This is a genomic window from Streptomyces sp. LHD-70 (assembly GCF_031157275.1).
In the GTDB taxonomy this organism is placed as follows: domain Bacteria; phylum Actinomycetota; class Actinomycetes; order Streptomycetales; family Streptomycetaceae; genus Streptomyces.
Genome location: NZ_JAVIFW010000006.1, coordinates 224,046 through 242,852 on the forward strand (window position 1 = coordinate 224,046; position 18,807 = coordinate 242,852).

The window sequence follows — 18,807 nt, forward strand, 5'->3', positions numbered from 1 at the left end:
CGGCGCGCGGGCGCGGTCGGGCGCGCCCGGCCGCGCTCACCGTCGCCGTGCTCAGGCCCGATGCACGACCTCCCCGCCCGTCATCGTCAGCGTGATCGGCCCCTCTGCCAGCTCGTCGGCAGGCGCGTCCACCGGGTCGACCGTGAATGCCGTCAGGTCCGCCCGGTATCCCGGTGCGATTCGGCCGGAGGTGTCCTGTTCGCCGGCCGCGAGGGCGGCGTGCGATGTGTAGCCCTCCAGGGCCATCAGGCCCGTCAGTGCCTGCCCGGCAAGGACCGGGGCGGTTTCCGGGCGTCCGGGGAGCCTGCGCAGCCGGGCCGTGGCGAGCACTTCGCGCGGGTCGTAGTGCGCGATCGGCCAGTCCGAGCCGAGGGCCAGGGTCGCCCCGGCGTCCCGCAGGTCGCGGCAGCGCCAGGCCCGCCCGGCCCGCTCCTCGCCGACCCGCTTCGACCACTCGTCGGTGTGGTCGGCGCGGGTGTACGCGGTGTGCGTGGGCTGCATCGACGCGGCCACGCCGAGCTGCGCGAACCGCTCCAGTTGGCCGGTGGGCACGGTCTCGATGTGCTCGATCCGGTGCAGCGACCGTTCCTGAGGGTCCGTCAACTGCACGACGGTGTCCAGGACATGGCGTACGGCGGCGTCCCCGATGGCGTGCGTGGCGGTGCGCACCCCGGCCCGCGCGAGGTGGTGCACGGCGGCGGTGTACGCGGCCGGGTCCGGCCAGAACGCCTCCGTGCCCTGGCCATGGCAGTCGGCGTGCTCCAGCCAGGCGGTGCCGCCCTCGACGGTTCCGTCCATGAAGAACTTCACGCCCCCGACCCGCCAGTGCCGACCCCGTTCACGCTGCAGCGCGACGAGGTGGTCCAGGCCCGCCGTGTCCGTGCCCGGCATGCACCACGGCGCGATCCGCAGCCGCACCGGCAGGGCCCCGGCCTCCGCCTCGCAGCCCGCGAGCAGGTCGAGCACGCCGACGCCCTGGAGGTCCATGACGTGGGCGCCGGTGAGTCCGGTCGCGGCCATGTCGCGCAGCAGCTTCAGGAGCCGGGACCGGCGTACGGAGGTGTCCTCGACCGGCAGGACCGGCTGCATGAGGTCCATCGCGGCCGGCTCGATCAGATGGCCGGTGGGCCGCCGGTCCGCGTCGCACACCACCCGCGCGCGCTGCGCGAACGCGCGCGGCCCGTCGATCCCGGCGGCCTGAAGGGCCGGGCCGCTGGCGAGCGCCGAGTGGCCGTCGTAGAGGCGGAGGAACGCCGGTACGCCGCCGAGCGCCGGGTCGATCAGGTCGTGGTGGACGGGTCGGCCGCCGAACGTGTTGTGGTCCAGGCCGTACCCGGTGACCCACGCGCCGGATGCGGCTGCGCGGGCGGCGTCGGCGAGCGCGGCGCGCAGCTCGTCCAGGTCGCGGCAGCCCGACAGGTCGAGGCCGGTGGCCATCTCCAGGCCGAGGACGGGGTGGCTGTGCCCGTCGACGAGCCCGGGGGTGAGCGTGGCGCCGCCCAGGTCGACGACCTCGGTGTGCGCGCCGCGCCAGTCCCGGACATCCGCCTCCTCGCCGACGGCGACGATCCGGCCGTCCTTGACCGCGACGGCCGTGGCCGAGGGGCGCTCGGGGTCGAGGGTGCGGATACGGCAGCCGGTCAGGACGGTGTCGGCGGCGGACAGCGGGCGCGGGGTCGGGTGGGACACGGAGGCGGTTCCTTGCGTGGTGAGGGGGCTGGTGGTTCGGGTCGTACGAGGAAGAGGAAGGGGCGCGGCCCCGTCAGTCCTCCGGCTCGGCCGCGAAGCGCGCGTACACCTCGGGGCGCGTCCGGCGGATCCGCAGGGCGACGGCGACGCCGAGGGCGAAGGCGGCCGGGACGGTGAGGACGAGCAGGGCGTTGGTGGTGAACGGGGCCGCCGTCATCAGGTCGATCTTGGCGATCACCAGCCACAGCGCGCCCACCATGAGCACGGTCGCGGCGACCGGCACGACCGCGGTGCGCCAGCGGCCCTCCTCGTGCCGGACCCGGCGGAAGAAGCAGAACACGGCGACCGCGGTGACGGCCTGGAGCGCCAACAGGCCGATCATTCCCGGGGTGTTCATCCACAGCAGGAGCTGCTGGTACGGGTCGGCGCCGGCGAGCACGAAGCCCGCGACGACCACCAGGGCGAGGGCGCTCTGCGCGAGCCCGGCGACGTACGGGGAGCGGTGGCGGGGGTGGACCCGGCCGAGCGCGGGCGGCAGCACGCCTTCCTGGGCGAGGGACAGCGCGTACCGGTTGATCGCGTTGTGGAAGGCCAGTTGCGAGGCGATGATGCTGGTCACGATGAAGACGTGCATGAGCGCGGCCGCCCAGTCGCCGACGTACTGCGAGGTGGCGGTGAAGAACAGGCCGAGCGGGTCGTCGGCGACGGCCTTCACGACCTGCGAACTGCCGAAGGCCTGGATGACGATCCACACGCTGAACGCGTAGAACAGGCCGAGGAATCCGACGGCGATGAAGGTGGCGCGCGGGATGGTGCGGCCGGGGTCGCGGGCCTCGCGCCGGTAGATGGCGGTCGACTCGAAGCCGGTGAACGCGGCGAAGGCGAAGGCGAGCACGGCGCCGGTGCCGGGCACGAGGACGTTGGACGGCGCGAACGAGTCCAGGGCGAGGCCCTCGGCACCGCCGTCCAGGAGTACCCCGCCGGCGAGCAGGACGAGGATGCCGGTCTCCGCGAGCAGCAGGACGCCGAGGACCTTCGCGCCGAACTCGATGCTGCGGTAGCCGAGGAACCAGATCACGCCCACGCCCGCGAACGCGATCACCGGCCACGGCACATCCACGCCCCACAGCGCCTTCAGGGCGTCCTGGGTGCCGGTGGCGAGCAGCCCGTACACACCGATCTGCATGCCGTTGTACGCGAGCAGGGCCAGCGTGGCCGCGCCGAAACCGGCCGGGCGGCCGAGGCCGCGGGTGATGAACGCGTAGAAGCCGCCGCCGTGCCGCACATGCCGGGTCATCGTGGTGAAGCCGACGGCGAAGAGGGCGAGCGTGGCACCCGCGATGAGGTAGCCGACGGGCGCGCCGAGGCCGCCGACGCCGATGGCGAGCGGGGCGACCCCGGCCATCACGGTCAGCGGCGCGGCGGCGGAGACGACGAAGAACGCGATGTCGGCGACGCCGAGGCGGGCCCGGCGCAGGCCGGGGGAGTGCTGCTGCGATGCGGGTGCGGGTGCGGATGCCGGTGCGGGTGCGGCGGTGCGCTGCGGCGCGACGGCTGCGGGTGCCCCTTCGCGGGAGGTGGACTCTACGTCCATGGCGCGCGGCCCTTCGTCGGGAGTCGGGAGTCGGGAGTCGGGATTCGGGATTCGGGATTCCGGAGTCGGGATTCCGGATTCGGGGAGCGTGCGGCGGGCCGTGAGCGTGCGGAGGGGTGGGACGCCGGAGGAACCGCCGAAACCTAAACCGTTTCGGTTTAGGCAATGTAGAGGGCGGCCGTACGATTCGGGAAGACCTCGCGACAGGAGAAACCACATGGGGCGGCCCCGGAAGGCCCTGCTCGACCGGGCGCGCATCGGCGCGACGGCCCTCCAACTCGTCGACGAGAAGGGCGACTTCACCGTCCCCGAGGTCGCCCGCAGGCTCGGCGTCCAGACCGCGTCGGTGTATCACCACGTGGACGGCAGGGCGGGAGTCGTCGAGCTGATCCGCGAGCGCGTGGTCGAGAAACTCGACCCGGCCACCCTCGACCTCCACCCCTGGGACACCGCCCTGGAGGCCTGGGCCCGCTCCTACCGGGCCGCCTTCGCCGCCCACCCGCGGGCGATCTCCCTCCTGATGACGTCCCCGGTGCGCGTGCCCCGCGTCATCGCGCAGTACGAGCGGGTCGCCGGGCTCCTCGCCGACGCGGGCTTCGCCCGGGACGAGGTCATGCCGGTCATCACGGGACTCGACAACCTCGTCCTCGGCTCGGCCCTGGACATGTCGGCGCCCGAGGTGATGTGGGTCGTCGAGGACGAGTCGGCGGCCCCGCGCCTGGCCGCCGCCCAGAAGGTCACGGGCCCGAACCGCGCCGACCGCGCCTTCGACCTGACGCTCGCGGGATTCCTGGCGCACTGCCGGGGGCTCGCGGGCTCGGGCGCCGGGGCCGGTACCGCATCGGGCGACGGGGCCGGTACCGCGTCGGGCGACGGGGCCGGTACCGCGTCGGGCGACGGGGCCGGTACCGCATCGGGTGCCGGGTCCCGAACGGCCTGACCGCCGGCCGACTCCGGGCCCGAAAACCCCTGACCCTCGCGGCGATCCTCCGGGTACCTTGAGGGCGTTCGCAGCTGTGTTCGCACCCCGCGTGCGCAGCTCAGGCCCTGTTTCGAGGCGTACCCACCGTGTTCCTGACGATCAGCACCACCGGCACCCACGACCGCCCCGCCACCGACCTCGGGTTCCTGCTGCACAAGCATCCCGAGAAGGCGCAGGCGTTCTCCACCTCCCACGGCCGCGCGCACGTCTTCTACCCGGAGGCGAGCGCGGAGCGCTGCACGGCGGCGCTGCTCCTGGAGGTGGACCCGGTGGCGCTGGTGCGGCGCGGCAAGGGCAAGGGCAAGGGGCGGGGCGGCGCGGCGGACGCGGCCCTCGCGCAGTACGTCAACGACCGGCCGTACGCCGCCTCCTCGCTGCTCGCCGTCGCCCTCAGCGCCGTCTTCAAGAGTGCCCTCAACGGGAGCTGCGCGGCCCGGCCCGAGCTGGTCGGCCGCCCGCTGCCGCTGCGGATCGAGGTGCCGGTGCTGCCCGCGCGCGGCGGCGCCGAGCTCGTGGAGAGGCTCTTCGGCCCGCTCGGCTGGACCGTCACCGCCGAACCGGTCGCCCTCGACGCCCGGTTCCCCGAGTGGGGCGACTCGCGGTACGTACGGCTCGTACTGGAAGGCGAGGCCCAACTCGCCGAAGCACTGCGGCAGTTGTACGTCATGCTGCCCGTGCTCGACGACACCAAGCACTACTGGGTCGCGCCCGACGAGGTCGACAAGCTGCTGCGCGCCGGTGAGGGCTGGCTCGCCGAGCACCCGCAGCAGCAGCTGATCATCAACCGCTATCTCGCGGGCCGCCGCTCCCTCACCCGCGAGGCGAACGAACGGCTGGAACTGGTCCGGCTCGCCGACGCCGACGACGTGGACGTCGAGGAGCTCGACAACGCCGTCGACGAGGACGCCGACACCGAGGAGAAGCCCGTACCGCTCGCCGTGCGGCGGCGCGAGGCGATCCTCACCGCCCTGCGCGCGTCCGGGGCGCACCGCGTGCTCGACCTCGGCTGCGGCCAGGGCCAGTTGGTGCAGGCGCTCCTCGGGGACGTGACGTTCACCGAGGTCGTCGGTGTCGACGTGTCGATGCGGGCGCTCACCGTCGCCGCGCGCCGCCTCCGCCTGGAGCGCATGGGTGAGCGGCAGGCCGAGCGCGTCACACTCCTCCAGGGCTCGCTCGCGTACACCGACAAGCGGCTCAAGGGGTACGACGCGGCCGTGCTCAGCGAGGTGATCGAGCACGTCGACCTGGACCGGCTGCCCGCCGTCGAGTACGCCGTGTTCGGCGCGGCGCGGCCCGCCGCCGTCCTCGTGACCACGCCGAACGTCGAGTACAACGTCCGCTGGGAGACCCTGCCCGCCGGGCACACCCGGCACGGCGACCACCGCTTCGAGTGGAACCGCGAGGAGTTCGGAGGCTGGGCGCGGGAGGTCGCCGAACGGCACGGCTACGACGTGGAGTTCACACCGGTCGGGCCCGACGACCCGGAGGTCGGACCGCCCACACAGATGGCCGTCTTCACGCTGCGTACGAACACGGCAAGCAGCACCACGAACCCGAAGGGAGCGAAGGCCGCATGACCACCACCGAAAGCGCCACCGCCGCGGCCGCCGCCGTGCCCCGCGAGCTGGCCGTCACCGACCTGTCCCTGGTCGTCCTCGTCGGCGCCTCCGGGTCCGGCAAGTCCTCCTTCGCGCGTCAGCACTTCAAGCCCACCGAGGTGATCTCCAGCGACTTCTGCCGCGGCCTGGTCTCCGACGACGAGAACGACCAGAGCGCCAGCCGCGACGCCTTCGACGTCCTGCACTACATCGCGGGCAAGCGGCTCGCCGCGGGCCGGCTCACCGTCGTCGACGCCACCAACGTGCAGCAGGACAGCCGCAAGCAGCTCGTCCAGCTGGCCCGGCAGCACGACGTCCTGCCCATCGCGATCGTCCTCGACGTCCCCGAGGAGGTGTGCGCCCGGCGCAACGCCGAGCGCGCCGACCGGGCCGACATGCCGCGCCGCGTCATCGAGCGCCACACCCGCGAACTCCGCCGCTCCCTGCGGCACCTGGAGCGCGAGGGCTTCCGGAAGGTGCACGTGCTGCGCGGCGCCGACGAGGTCGAGCGGGCCGTGATCCGCCTGGAGAAGCGGTACAACGACCTCAGCCACCTCACCGGCCCCTTCGACATCATCGGCGACATCCACGGCTGCCGCTCCGAGCTCGACACCCTGCTCGGCACGCTCGGCTATGTGGACGGCGCACACCCCGAGGGGCGTACGGCCGTGTTCGTCGGCGACCTCGTGGACCGCGGGCCGGACAGCCCCGGTGTGCTGCGCCGCGTCATGTCGATGGTGAAGTCCGGCAACGCGCTGTGTGTGCCCGGCAACCACGAGAACAAGTTCGGCCGCTACCTCAAGGGCCGGGGCGTCCAGCACACCCACGGACTCGCCGAGACCATCGCGCAGATGGACGGCGAGAGCGAGGAGTTCCGCACGGAGGTAAGGGAGTTCATCGACGGGCTCGTCAGCCACTACGTCCTCGACGAGGGCAAGCTCGTCGTCTGCCACGCGGGCCTGCCCGAGAAGTACCACGGCCGTACGTCCGGTCGCGTCCGCTCGCACGCCCTGTACGGCGACACCACCGGCGAGACCGACGAGTTCGGGCTGCCCGTGCGCTACCCGTGGGCCGAGGAGTACCGCGGCCGCGCGGCAGTGGTGTACGGCCACACCCCGGTGCCCAACGCGACCTGGCTGAACAACACCATCTGCCTGGACACCGGTGTGGTCTTCGGCGGCAAGATGACCGCGCTGCGCTGGCCGGAGCGCGAACTCGTCGACGTACCGGCCGAGAAGGTCTGGTACGAACCGGCCAAGCCGCTCGCCACCGAGGCGCCCGGCGGCCACGAGGGACGGCCGCTGGACCTCGCCGACGTGCACGGCCGCCGCAGCGTGGAGACCAGGACCGTCGGCCGGGTCACCGTGCGCGAGGAGAACGCGGCGGCGGCCCTGGAGGTCATGAGCCGCTTCGCGGTCGACCCGCGGCTGCTTCCCTACCTGCCGCCGACGATGGCGCCCACGGCGACCTCGCAGGTCGAGGGCTACTTGGAGCACCCGGCCGAGGCGTTCGCGCAGTACGCGGCGGACGGCGTGGAGCGCGTCGTGTGCGAGGAGAAGCACATGGGCTCGCGGGCCGTGGCCCTGGTGTGCCGGGACGAGGAGGTGGCGCGGGAGCGGTTCGGCGCCGAGGGCGTCACCGGCTCCCTCTGCACCCGCACCGGCCGGCCGTTCTTCGACGACCGGGCGGTCACCGAGGAGATCCTGCGCCGGGTCCGCGTCGCCGTCGACGAGGCCGGTCTCTGGGCCGAACTCGACACTCAATGGCTGCTGCTGGACGCCGAACTGCTGCCCTGGTCGCTCAAGGCGGGCGGGCTGCTCCGCAGCCAGTACGCGGCGGTGGGCGCCGCCTCCGGTGCCGTGTTCCCGGGCGCGCTCGCCGCGCTCGAAGCGGCCACGGCGCGCGGCGTCGACACCGGCGAACTCCTCGCCCACCAGCGCGAACGGGCCGCGGACGCGGAGGCGTTCACCCAGGCCTACCGCCGCTACTGCTGGAGCACGGAGGGCCTGGACGGCGTGCGCCTCGCCCCGTTCCAGATCCTCGCCGCGCAGGGCCGCAGCCTCGCGGGCCTCGGCCACGACGAGCAGCTGGCCCTCCTCGACCGCATGGTGGAGCACGACGGCAGCGGCCTGCTGCAGACCACCCGGCGCCTCTACGTGGACACCGGCGATCCGGCGTCCGTGCAGGCGGGCGTCGACTGGTGGCTGGAGATGACCGGGCGCGGCGGCGAGGGCATGGTCGTCAAGCCGGTCCGCGCTCTCGCCCGCGACGGCAAGGGGCACCTCGTCCAGCCCGGCATCAAGTGCCGTGGCCGCGAGTACCTGCGGATCATCTACGGTCCCGAGTACACCCGGCCGGACAACCTGCAGCGGCTGCGCAACCGCTCCCTCGGCCACAAGCGGTCCCTGGCGATCCGCGAGTACGGGCTCGGCCTGGAGGCCCTGGACCGGCTCGCGGAGGGCGAGCCGCTGTGGCGCGTGCACGAGGCGGTCTTCGCGGTCCTCGCGCTCGAATCGGAGCCGGTGGACCCGCGGTTGTAGCGGCGGCCCTGCGGGATTCGTTCACTCGTTCGTGTGTGCCCGGAGGGGAGGGGAACCCCTCCGGGCACGTGCCGCGTTGTGAGGGCAGATCGACGGATCGGAGAGGGGGGAGGGGCAGACGTGGACCGGCAGTATCCGCGAGTGACGGCACACCGCCGCCCGCTCGCCGCAGCGTTGTCCGCTCTCCTCGCGGCGGTCGCCTTCCTGCTTCTGCCGTCGTCCACGGCGGCGGCGGAGGTCCAGGCCCAACGCGCGTCCGGTGCGCCCCAGTTCGCGCACGGCTCGGCCGGGGTGCAGTTCGGCCACGGCGGCAAGGGTGGCGCGCAGCTTGCGTACGGCCACATCGGCTCGCACCCGGAGACGACACCCCCGCCCCCGTTCTTCACCCCGCGTGCCGGTGAGGCGGCAGGGCACCGGGCGCACGGCGGCCCGGACGGACGGGTCGGCCGGGACGGGCCGCCGGCCGGCCAGGACGTCGCCGCGCCGCGGCCGCGCGGGCCGCCGAGCGGGCCGGAGATACGTCAAGTGCCGGTCGCCGCCTGACCGTTGCCCGCCGTGGAGGCGGGTGCGGGTTTGGGCCGCGGTTCCGGCTGCCCGTACCCGCCCATCGATCCCCTCCCCGGGAGAACCATGTCTCGCGCGCCCATGTGGCGAGCGGTTGTCGCACTCTGCGTGATCGCCGCCTCGCTCTTCTTCGCCCTCACCCAGTCCGCCCGCCTAGGCCTCGACCTGCGCGGCGGCACTCAGATCGTCCTCCAGACCGAGGACTCGCCCACGACCCGGGCCGACGCCGAGTCGACGCAGCGCGCCCTCGAAGTGCTGCGCCAGCGCGTCGACGCCCTCGGGGTCTCCGAGCCGAGCCTGACCCGCTCGGGCGACGACCGCATCATCGTCGAACTGCCCGGCGTCCAGGACCCGCGCGAGGCCGCCGAGGTCATCGGCCGCACCGCGCAGCTCACCGTGCACCCGGTGGAAGGAGTCACCGCCAAGAAGCCGCAGGCGGACACCGGGAAACAGGACCCCGGTGCGGCCCGCACGCTGCCCGACCCCGACCAGAAGGGCGCGTATCTGAACCTCGGCAAGGCGGCGCTCACCGGTGACGGGGTGCGGGACGCGGAGGCCGTGCTCGATCAGCAGAACATGGCCGGCTGGGTCGTGAACCTCAAGTTCCGCAAGGCGGCCGGGGAGGACTGGGCCCGCGTCACCGGCGAGGCGGCTTGCGCGCCGCAGGGCGACCCGAAGCGGCGGGTCGCTATCGTCCTCGACGGGCGGGTGATCTCCGCGCCGAGTGTGAACCCGGACGTGGCCTGCCGCGTCGGCATCACCGGCGGCAACACCCAGATCACCGGCAACTTCCAGCAGCCCGAGGCCGAGGAACTGGCCGCCCTCGTCAAGGGCGGCGCCCTGCCGGTGCCCGTGGAGGTCGTCGAGCAGCGCACCGTCGGCCCCACCCTCGGCGCCGACGCCATCGCCGCGAGCGCCCAGGCCGCGATCATCGGCCTGGCCCTGACCGGCCTGTTCATCATCGTGGTCTACCGCCTCCTCGGCTTCCTCGCCACCCTCGCCCTTTCGCTGTACGGACTCATCTCGTACGCGGCGCTGGTCGCCCTCGGCGCGACGCTGACGCTGCCCGGGCTCGCCGGGTTCGTCCTCGCCGTCGGCATGGCCGTGGACGCCAACGTCCTGGTGTTCGAGCGGGCCCGCGAGGAATATCTGGGCGCCCGGACGAAGAGCGCGGCGGGCCGCCTCGACAAGCCGCTGACCACCGGCTTCGCCAAGGCGTGGAGCGCGGTCGTCGACTCCAACGTGACGACGCTGCTCGCCGCCGGGCTGCTGTTCTTCTTCGCCGTCGGTCCGGTGAAGGGCTTCGGCGTCACTCTTTCCATCGGCGTTCTCGCCTCGATGGTCTCCGCGCTCGTCATCACCCGCGTCTTCGCCGACTTCGCGATCTCACGGGGCTTCGTGCGCAAGCGGCCCGCGCTCACCGGGATCACGTCCACGGGCCGGGTGCGGTCCTGGCTCGCCCGGCGGGACCCGCGTCTGGTGCACCACCGGCGCCGCTGGCTCGGCGCCAGCGCCCTGCTCGTCGCCGTCGCGATCGGCGGCATCGCGCTGCGCGGCCTCGACTTCGGCGTGGAGTTCACCGGCGGCCGCCTCGTCGAGTACAGCACCAGCAGGCCCGTGGCCGTGGACACCGCCCGCGAGGCCGTCGCGGACGCCGGGTTCCCGCGCGCGGTGGTCCAGGAGTCCGGCGACGGCGACATCTCGGTGCGTACGGAACGCCTCAGCAACGACGAGCAGCAGACCATCAAGGAGGCCCTGGAGCGGCCCGGCGGCCAAGTGAGCGTGGAACGGGACGAGTTGATCGGCCCGAGCCTCGGCGACGAGCTGCGGCACAAGGCCCTGATCGCGCTCGGCGTGGCGGTCGCGGCCCAACTCCTTTATCTCAGCATCCGGTTCCGCTGGACGTTCGCGGCGGCCGCGGTCATGGCGATGGTGCATGACGTCCTGCTCGTCGTGGGCCTGTTCGCCTGGCTGGGCAAGCCCGTGGACAGCGTGTTCCTCGCGGCCCTGCTCACCGTGATCGGCTACTCCGTCAACGACACGGTGGTGGTCTTCGACCGGGTCCGCGAGGGCCGCCGCCGCGATCCGCGCACGAGCCTGGTCGACGTCGCCAACACGGCCGTCGTGCAGACCCTGCCGCGCACCGTGAACACCGGCATGGGCGCCCTGTTCGTCCTGGCCGCGCTGGCCGTGCTCGGCGGGGACTCGCTCGCGGACTTCTCCGTCGCGCTGATCGCGGGTGTCCTCGTCGGCATGGCGTCGACGATCGGTACGGCGGTGCCGCTGGCGGTGAGCCTGGAGCGGCGCTGGCCCACCGAGACCAAGCCCCCGTCACGCCCCCGACCGGCAGGCCGCCGTGGCGACTCGGGGGCGGTGGTCTGAGACGGCGCCGCAGCCTCGGGGCTCCGCCCCGGCCCCCGACTTCGCGGCCGTCGTTCGGCCCCTGCGCCGTTGTGGCTGGTCGCGCCCCGCGGCGGAGCCGCAAATGTCACAGCCCGCGCCCCTATCGGGGCCCCCGCTAAGCCGAAGCCGCCCCCCGCCGCCCCGACTGCAGCGCCCCCAGTCGACGTACCACCACGACCGTGAGGACGCAGGCGGCGACGGCGAAGGTGTCGCCGATGAGGAGGTCGAACAGCCCCTCGCCGATGGTCAGCACGTCGTCTCCCGCGTCCTGCACGAGCGACAGGCCGCGGGAGAGTTCGGCGGCGGTGACGACGACGGCCAGCCACCAGACCGTGAGCAGGGCGTTGCCGCGGCGCTGGTTGGGGGGCGGCGTGGAGGCGGCCCACACATCGTTGACGATCATCTTCGGTACGAAGAGGAGCCCGATGGCGCACAGACAGCTGAGCAGGAGCCAGCCGACGCCGTGCCGCTGCGGCCAATTCGGGTCCAGGATCAGGGCGTTGGCCCGCAGCCGGAAGACCCAGACCGCGAGCAGCAGCACCGCCACCGACAGGCAGGCCTCCTGCACCCCGGTGGTGTTGCCGAGCCACATGCCGGCCCGCTGATACCCGTCCGCGGTGCCGGCCTCCGCCCCCTCGGGCAGCGTCCCTAGCACGGACCGCATGTGCCACTGCGCGGCCGCGGCGGCCCCCGTCGCGACGATGCTCGCGGCGAGCGCGGCCAGCAGGACGAGCCCGAGTATGCGCGGTGGCGCGACCCCGTCCGGCGTGGGCCCGTCCGCGGTGCTGTCGGCGGGGGAGGGGGGCTCATGTGGAGTGGTCCGTTCTGCCTCGGCTGCACTGCTCGTACGTCATATCAACAGCCCTCGCGTGATATTCGGCCGGTACGGTCGATGCGTACCGCTCACCTCACCGCCGAGGAGGCCGTCCCCCGCAGGGTGCTGAGGGCGCGCGGCGTCGCCGTGCACGAGGCCGTAGGGGAGGGCTGAACCGCCGCTTTCGGCGGGTGAAGCGGGCGGCGGCGGGCCAGGATAGGCGCATGGGATTCCATGTCGACTCCGAGACCGGCCGGCTGCGCCGCGTCATCCTGCACCGGCCCGATCTGGAGCTGAAGCGCCTCACCCCGAGCAACAAGGACGCCCTGCTCTTCGACGACGTGCTGTGGGTGCGCCGGGCCCGGCAGGAGCACGACGGCTTCGCGGACGTGCTGCGCGAACGCGGCGTCGAGGTGCACCTCTTCGGTGATCTGCTGCGCGAGACCCTGGAGGTGCCGGCCGCCAAGTCCCTCGTACTGGACCGGGTCTTCGAGGAGAAGGAGTACGGGCCGCTGGCCACGGACCCGCTGCGCGCCGCGTTCGAGCAGTTGCCGCTCGCCGACCTGGAGGAGGCGCTGATCGGCGGGATGACGAAGCGGGAGTTCCTGGAGCGCAACCCGGAGCCGACCTCGGTGCGGTTCCACGCCATGGATCTGGACGACTTCCTCCTCAAGCCGCTGCCCAACCACCTCTTCACCCGCGACACCTCGGCGTGGATCTACGACGGGGTGTCGATCAACGCGATGCGCTGGCCGGCGCGGCAGCGCGAGACCGTGCACTTCGAGGCGATCTACCGGCACCACCCGCTGTTCGCGAGCGCCGAGGCAGGGGCCTTCCACCACTGGTCGGAGGGGCAGAGCGACTATCCGTCGACGATCGAGGGCGGGGACGTCCTGGTCATCGGGCGGGGTGCGGTGCTGATCGGGATGAGCGAGCGGACCACGCCGCAGGCCGTGGAGATGCTGGCGCACAAGCTGTTCGCGGCGGGCAGCGCCACCACGATCGTCGCCCTCGACATGCCGAAGCGCCGGGCCTTCATGCACCTGGACACGGTGATGACGATGGTCGACGGTGACACGTTCACGCAGTACGCCGGGCTCGGCATGCTCCGCTCGTACACCATCGAACCGGCCGACGGGGAACGGGAGTTGAAGGTCACCGACCATCCGCCGGAGCACATGCACCACGCCATCGCGGCGGCCCTCGGCCTGGACGGCATCCGGGTTCTCACGGCCGTGCAGGACGTGCACGCGGCCGAGCGGGAGCAGTGGGACGACGGCTGCAACGTGCTCGCGGTCGAGCCGGGCGTGGTCGTGGCGTACGAACGGAACTCGACCACCAATACGCATCTCCGCAAGGAGGGCATCGAGGTCATCGAGATCCGGGGCAGCGAGCTGGGGCGAGGTCGTGGCGGCCCGCGCTGCATGAGCTGTCCGGTGGAGCGGGACGCGGTTTAAGGGGGTGCGGTTCAAGGGGGTGCGGGGCGCCGGGGAGGGGCAGAGGAGGGGCTGTATAAAAATGTTGCTGGTCGTATAGACTTCCAGCATTCCGAGATCAGAGTTCCCGTCCCCGTCCCGTCAGGAGCGCTCATGGCCCCCGTACTCACCGGCCGCCCCTTCCTCAAGGAGCTGGACTTCACCGCCGAGGAGTTCCGTGCCCTGGTCGACCTCGCGGCGGAGCTGAAGGCGGCCAAGAAGGCCGGGACCGAGGAGCAGCGGCTCCAGGGCAAGAACATCGCGCTGATCTTCGAGAAGACCTCCACGCGTACGCGCTGCGCGTTCGAGGTGGCCGCCGCCGACCAGGGCGCGTCCACCACGTATCTCGACCCCTCCGGCTCGCAGATCGGGCACAAGGAGTCCGTGAAGGACACCGCGCGGGTGCTCGGCCGAATGTTCGACGGCATCGAGTACCGCGGTGACCGGCAGGCGGCCGTCGAGGAGCTCGCCGAGTTCTCCGGCGTCCCGGTGTGGAACGGCCTCACCGACGACTGGCACCCCACCCAGATGCTCGCCGACGTCCTCACGATGACCGAGCACAGCAGCAAGCCGATCGACCAGCTGGTCTTCGCCTACCTCGGCGACGCCCGCTTCAACATGGGCAACTCGTACCTGATCACCGGCGCCCTGCTCGGCATGGACGTACGGATCGTCGCGCCCGAGGCGTACTGGCCGGCCGCGGAGATCGTCACGCGGGCGAAGGCTCTCGCCGAGGTCAGCGGCGCCACGGTCACGCTGACGGAGGACGTGGCGGAGGGCGTGCGCGGGGCGGACTTCGTCGCCACCGACGTGTGGGTCTCCATGGGCGAGCCGAAGGATGTCTGGGACGAGCGGATCAAGGCGCTCGGTCCGTACGCGGTCACGATGGACGTGCTGCGGGCCACCGGCAACGCGGACGTGAAGTTCCTGCACTGCCTCCCGGCCTTCCACGACCTGGGGACGAAGGTCGGCCAGGACATCTACGAGAGCCACGGCCTGAGTGCCCTCGAGGTGACCGACGAGGTCTTCGAGTCGGAGCACTCCGTCGTCTTCGACGAGGCGGAGAACCGGCTGCACACGATCAAGGCCGTGATGGTCGCGACCCTGGTCTGACGCGCACGGGGATGCGCACGGGCGGGCTGGCTGCGTACCGGGGCACGTACGGGCGGGCTGCGTACGGTGCGCCGCCGCTCAGTGGCCCCCGCCGCGTGCCCCCAGCGTGAACCACACCGCCTTGCCCGAGGCCGTCGTGCGGTGGCCGCAGTCCTGGCTCAGGGCGCGGATGAGCAGCAGGCCGCGGCCGTGCTCCTGCCAGGGGTCCGGCTCGTCGAGCGGCGCGGCGGGGTCCAGGTCGCCGGGCGGACGCGGGTCCGCGTCGTGCACCTCGACCTGGCAGCCGGTCGGCAGCAGCTCCACGACCAGCTCGATCGGGCGCAGGCCCGCCGTGTGCTCGACGGCGTTGGCGACCAGCTCGGCGGTGAGCAGCTCGGCGGTGTCGCAGTAGGCGGGCTCGTCCAGCTCGTGCAGGGCGGTACGGACCAGGGCACGGGCCACGGGGACGGCCGCCGTGGTGTGCGGAAGCGATATCCGCCACGAGGGGGCGGGCGGGGCGAGTGACTCGTACAAGGCGGTTCCGTTCGGCTGGAGGCAGGGCGGGTCGTCCTGCTTTCAACCGTATGAATGGTAAGCGGCCCCCGGCAGAGGCGATGTGCGGGGCCTCGTGGGGGCGTACGGGCCGAGGATTCGGGACCTTCGGCGGGCGGAGCGGGGCGGAGCGGGGCGGCGCGCGCGGACGACCTGTCGCGCAGGCTTATCGCGCACCCGTGACGACAGTCACGTACGAGTGATAACTTCGGTGCAGGCTTGCAAGGCTCCCGACCGACGCCCGACCGACGACGACGGCCGACGGTGACCGACGACGGCCGAAGGAGGCCGCGCACGATGAGTCCCTTCACCGGATCCGCAGCACGCACCCCGAAGTGGCAGCACATCCGTCTCGACACGGACGACAGCGGCGTCGCCACCATCACCCTGGCCCGCCCCGACAAACTCAACGCGCTCACCTTCGGCGCCTACGCCGACCTGCGCGATCTGCTCGCCGAACTCTCCCGGGAGAAGTCCGTGCGCGCCCTCGTGCTCGCCGGGGAGGGGCGCGGCTTCTGCTCCGGCGGTGACGTCGACGAGATCATCGGCGCCACCCTCGCCATGGACACCTCCCAGCTCCTCGACTTCAACCGCATGACCGGCCAGGTCGTACGCGCCCTGCGCGAGTGCCCCTTCCCGGTGATCGCCGCCCTGCACGGTGTGGCCGCCGGAGCCGGGGCGGTGCTCGCGCTCGCCGCCGACTTCCGGATCGCCGACCCCACGGCCCGCTTCGCGTTCCTCTTCACCCGCGTCGGCCTCTCCGGCGGCGACATGGGCGCCGCGTATCTGCTGCCCCGCGTCGTCGGCCTCGGCCACGCCACGCGCCTCCTCATGCTCGGCGACACCGTGCGCGCCGCCGAGGCCGAACGCATCGGTCTCATCAGCGAGTTGACCGAGGAGGGCCACGTCGACGCCCGCGCCCAGGAACTCGCCCACCGCCTCGCCGAAGGCCCCGCCCTCGCGTACGCGCAGACCAAGGCGCTGCTCACCGCCGAGCTCGACATGCCGCTCGCCGCCGCCGTCGAGATGGACGCGGCCACCCAGGCGCATCTGATGAACGGCGCGGACTACGCCGAGTTCCACGCGGCGTTCACCGCGAAGCGCGCCCCCAAGTGGCAGGGGCGCTGACCATGGCGGCTCTGCGTGTCGCCGTCATCGGTGGCGGACCCGGCGGGCTCTACGCGGCGGCGTTGCTCAAACGCCTCGACCCGGCCCGCGAGATCACCCTGTGGGAGCGGAACGCGCCCGACGACACCTTCGGCTTCGGCGTCGTCCTCTCCGACGAGACCCTCGGCGGCATCGAGCACGCCGACCCCGCCGTCTACGCCGCGCTGCAGGCCGAGTTCGTCCGCTGGGACGACATCGACATCGTGCACCGCGGCCGGCACCACACCTCCGGCGGCCACGGCTTCGCCGCACTCGGCCGCCGCCGGCTCCTCCAACTCCTGCACGCCCGCTGCCGCGAACTCGGCGTCGAGCTCCGCTTCTCCACCGAAGCCCCGCCCGCGGAAACGCTGAGCAGCGCGTACGACCTGGTCATCGCCGCCGACGGCGTACACAGCGCGACCCGTACGGCACACGCCGAGGTGTTCCGCCCGCGGATCGAGGAGCACCACTGCCGGTACATCTGGCTGGCCGCGGACTTCGCCTTCGACGCCTTCCGCTTCGAGATCGCCGAGACCGAGCACGGCGTGATGCAGCTGCACGGCTACCCGTACGAGGCCGGATCCGCCACCGGACCGGGCTCCTCCACCGTCATCGTCGAGATGCGCGAAGAGGTCTGGCGGGCCGCCGGGTTCGACGGGCTCGGCGAGGCGGAGTCCGTCGAGCGGTGCGCGAAGTTCTTCGCCGACGCCCTCGAAGGGCGTCCGCTGCGCTCCAACAACTCCAACTGGACCACCTTCCGCACGGTCGTCAACGAGCGCTGGTCGTACGGCAATCGCGTGCTGCTCGGGGACGCCGCGCACACCGCGCACTTCTCCATCGGCTCCGGCACCAAGCTCGCCGTCGAGGACGCGCTCGCCCTCGCCGCCTGCGTCGAGGAGCAGCCCACGCTGCCCGAGGCCCTCGCCGCGTACGAGGCCGAGCGGCGCCCCGTGGTCGCCTCCACGCAGCGCGCCGCCCGCGCGAGCCTGCAGTGGTTCGAGGAGATCGGCCGGTACGTCGACCAGCCGCCGCGGCAGTTCGCCTTCAACCTGCTGACCCGCAGCCGCCGGGTCACGCACGACAACCTGCGGCTCCGGGACGCGGAGTTCACGCGCAAGGTGGAGGACGAGTTCGGCTGCCCGCCCGGGACGCCGCCCATGTTCACGCCGCTGCGGCTGGGCGCCCTCGAACTGCGCAACCGCGTCGTCGTCTCGCCGATGGACATGTACTCCGCCGTGGACGGGGTGCCCGGCGACTTCCACCTCGTCCACCTCGGCGCCCGCGCACTCGGCGGCGCCGGACTCGTCATGACCGAGATGGTGTGCGTCAGCCCCGAGGGCCGCATCACACCGGGCTGTGCCGGACTGTGGAACGCCGAACAGGCCGACGCCTGGCGCCGCATCACCGGCTTCGTCCATACTCAGGCGCCGGGCACCGCCATCGGCCTGCAGCTCGGCCACAGCGGCCGCAAGGGCTCCACCAAGCTGATGTGGGAGGGCATCGACGACCCGCTCGACGAGGGCAACTGGCCCGTGGTCGCGCCGTCCCCGCTCCCGTACCGCCCGGGCGTCAACCAGGTCCCGCGCGAGCTGACCACTGCCGAACTGCCGCTGATCCGCGAGGAGTTCACGCAGGCGGCCCGGTACGCGGCGGACGCGGGCTTCGATCTCCTCGAACTCCACTGCGCCCACGGCTACTTGCTCTCCGGCTTCCTCTCCCCGCTCACCAACCTGCGCACCGACGCGTACGGCGGCTCCCTGGAGAACCGGCTGCGCTTCCCCCTCGAAGTCTTCGACGCCGTACGGGAGGTATGGCCGGACGAGCGGCCCATGACCGTCCGGATCTCCGCCACCGACTGGGCCGAGGGCGGCACCACCGCCGAGGACGCCGTGGCCGTCGCGCGCGCCTTCGCCGCCCACGGCGCCGACGCGGTGGACGTCTCGACCGGCCAGGTCGTCGCCGACGAGCAGCCCGCGTACGGCCGCTCGTACCAGACCCCGTACGCCGACCGGATCCGCGGCGAGGCCGGAATCCCGGTGATCGCGGTCGGGGCGATCTCGTCCTGGGACGACGTCAACTCCCTGATCCTGGCGGGCCGTACGGACCTGTGCGCCCTCGCCCGGCCGCACCTCTACGACCCGCACTGGACCCTGCACGCCGCCGCGGAGCAGGGCTACACGGGGCCGGGCGTCCAGTGGCCGGCGCAGTACCGCGCGGGCAGCCGCCGCCCCCAGACCGGCCGCACGGACGGACCGAAACCACGGCTCACCCTGGACTGAACCGCGACGGCCGAACCCCCCTGACTGCCGTCGCCACCAGGCACGTTACAGTCGTCTGGCTATTTTGCAATGAGCACAA

General features: G+C 72.7%; 12 protein-coding genes and 1 pseudogene. 9 read left to right on the top strand and 4 right to left on the bottom strand.

The features are described from left to right. Window positions 1–51: 51 nt before the first annotated feature. The gene (locus RCO28_RS14000) at window positions 52–1,665 is read right to left on the bottom strand and encodes an amidohydrolase (protein WP_308941575.1); all 1,614 of its coding nucleotides are present in this window, start codon (window positions 1,663–1,665) and stop codon (window positions 52–54) included. A 97-nt stretch (window positions 1,666–1,762) separates the two neighbouring features. Further along, window positions 1,763–3,283 (bottom strand): APC family permease, encoded by a 1,521-nt coding sequence (locus tag RCO28_RS14005; RefSeq protein WP_308941399.1) that lies wholly within the window; start codon window positions 3,281–3,283, stop codon window positions 1,763–1,765. Between the two features lie 217 nt (window positions 3,284–3,500). On the opposite strand from RCO28_RS14005, the pseudogene RCO28_RS14010 reads away from it, so the two are divergent. The 5 genes and pseudogenes from RCO28_RS14010 to secD form a co-directional block, all read left to right on the top strand. Then, window positions 3,501–4,094, top strand: a pseudogene (locus RCO28_RS14010) (TetR/AcrR family transcriptional regulator); the annotation flags it as partial. 257 nt (window positions 4,095–4,351) lie between these two features. After that, complete coding sequence (locus tag RCO28_RS14015) at window positions 4,352–5,842, top strand: 3' terminal RNA ribose 2'-O-methyltransferase Hen1 (protein WP_308941401.1); 1,491 nt, start codon at window positions 4,352–4,354, stop codon at window positions 5,840–5,842. After that, on the top strand, window positions 5,839–8,403 hold the full coding sequence (locus tag RCO28_RS14020; RefSeq protein ID WP_308941402.1) for a polynucleotide kinase-phosphatase: 2,565 nt from the start codon (window positions 5,839–5,841) through the stop codon (window positions 8,401–8,403). Before RCO28_RS14015 ends, RCO28_RS14020 begins: the two co-directional genes overlap by 4 nt. Before the next feature lie 141 nt (window positions 8,404–8,544). After that, window positions 8,545–8,946 (top strand): hypothetical protein, encoded by a 402-nt coding sequence (locus RCO28_RS14025; protein ID WP_308941403.1) that lies wholly within the window; start codon window positions 8,545–8,547, stop codon window positions 8,944–8,946. Window positions 8,947–9,033: 87 nt separating this feature from the next. Further along, entirely contained in the window at window positions 9,034–11,349 is a 2,316-nt protein-coding gene (gene secD, locus RCO28_RS14030) for a protein translocase subunit SecD (protein ID WP_308941404.1), read from the top strand. Window positions 11,350–11,485: 136 nt separating this feature from the next. On the opposite strand, the gene RCO28_RS14035 is transcribed toward secD, so the two are convergent. Beyond that, a complete protein-coding gene (locus RCO28_RS14035) occupies window positions 11,486–12,034 on the bottom strand; it encodes a DUF4328 domain-containing protein (protein WP_308941405.1) in 549 nt (182 codons plus the stop codon). 374 nt (window positions 12,035–12,408) lie between these two features. Here RCO28_RS14035 and RCO28_RS14040 point away from each other — a divergent pair, with 374 nt between their 5' ends. Together RCO28_RS14040 and argF are read left to right on the top strand one after the other, a co-directional pair. Then, window positions 12,409–13,641 carry an arginine deiminase gene (locus RCO28_RS14040; protein WP_308941406.1) on the top strand — a complete coding sequence of 411 codons (1,233 nt, stop codon included), beginning with the start codon at window positions 12,409–12,411 and terminating at the stop codon, window positions 13,639–13,641. Window positions 13,642–13,773: 132 nt separating this feature from the next. Then, a complete protein-coding gene (argF, locus tag RCO28_RS14045) occupies window positions 13,774–14,772 on the top strand; it encodes an ornithine carbamoyltransferase (RefSeq protein WP_308941407.1) in 999 nt (332 codons plus the stop codon). Window positions 14,773–14,850: 78 nt separating this feature from the next. Here the strand turns inward: argF and RCO28_RS14050 are convergent, their stop codons facing one another. Continuing rightward, window positions 14,851–15,285 (bottom strand): ATP-binding protein, encoded by a 435-nt coding sequence (locus tag RCO28_RS14050; RefSeq protein WP_308941408.1) that lies wholly within the window; start codon window positions 15,283–15,285, stop codon window positions 14,851–14,853. Window positions 15,286–15,600: 315 nt separating this feature from the next. Here RCO28_RS14050 and RCO28_RS14055 point away from each other — a divergent pair, with 315 nt between their 5' ends. Then, entirely contained in the window at window positions 15,601–16,431 is an 831-nt protein-coding gene (locus RCO28_RS14055) for an enoyl-CoA hydratase family protein (protein WP_308941409.1), read from the top strand. Window positions 16,432–16,433: 2 nt separating this feature from the next. Beyond that, the gene (locus tag RCO28_RS14060) at window positions 16,434–18,728 is read left to right on the top strand and encodes a bifunctional salicylyl-CoA 5-hydroxylase/oxidoreductase (RefSeq protein WP_308941410.1); all 2,295 of its coding nucleotides are present in this window, start codon (window positions 16,434–16,436) and stop codon (window positions 18,726–18,728) included. Window positions 18,729–18,807: the final 79 nt, after the last annotated feature.

Coding starts and splice junctions, on each gene's coding strand:
- RCO28_RS14055 (WP_308941409.1), top strand. CDS start 15,601: ATGAGTCCCTTCACCGGATCCGCAGCACGCACCCCGAAGTGGCAGCAC.
- RCO28_RS14040 (WP_308941406.1), top strand. CDS start 12,409: ATGGGATTCCATGTCGACTCCGAGACCGGCCGGCTGCGCCGCGTCATC.
- RCO28_RS14005 (WP_308941399.1), bottom strand. CDS start 3,283: ATGGACGTAGAGTCCACCTCCCGCGAAGGGGCACCCGCAGCCGTCGCG.
- RCO28_RS14035 (WP_308941405.1), bottom strand. CDS start 12,034: ATGCGGTCCGTGCTAGGGACGCTGCCCGAGGGGGCGGAGGCCGGCACC.
- RCO28_RS14060 (WP_308941410.1), top strand. CDS start 16,434: ATGGCGGCTCTGCGTGTCGCCGTCATCGGTGGCGGACCCGGCGGGCTC.
- argF (WP_308941407.1), top strand. CDS start 13,774: ATGGCCCCCGTACTCACCGGCCGCCCCTTCCTCAAGGAGCTGGACTTC.
- RCO28_RS14020 (WP_308941402.1), top strand. CDS start 5,839: ATGACCACCACCGAAAGCGCCACCGCCGCGGCCGCCGCCGTGCCCCGC.
- secD (WP_308941404.1), top strand. CDS start 9,034: ATGTCTCGCGCGCCCATGTGGCGAGCGGTTGTCGCACTCTGCGTGATC.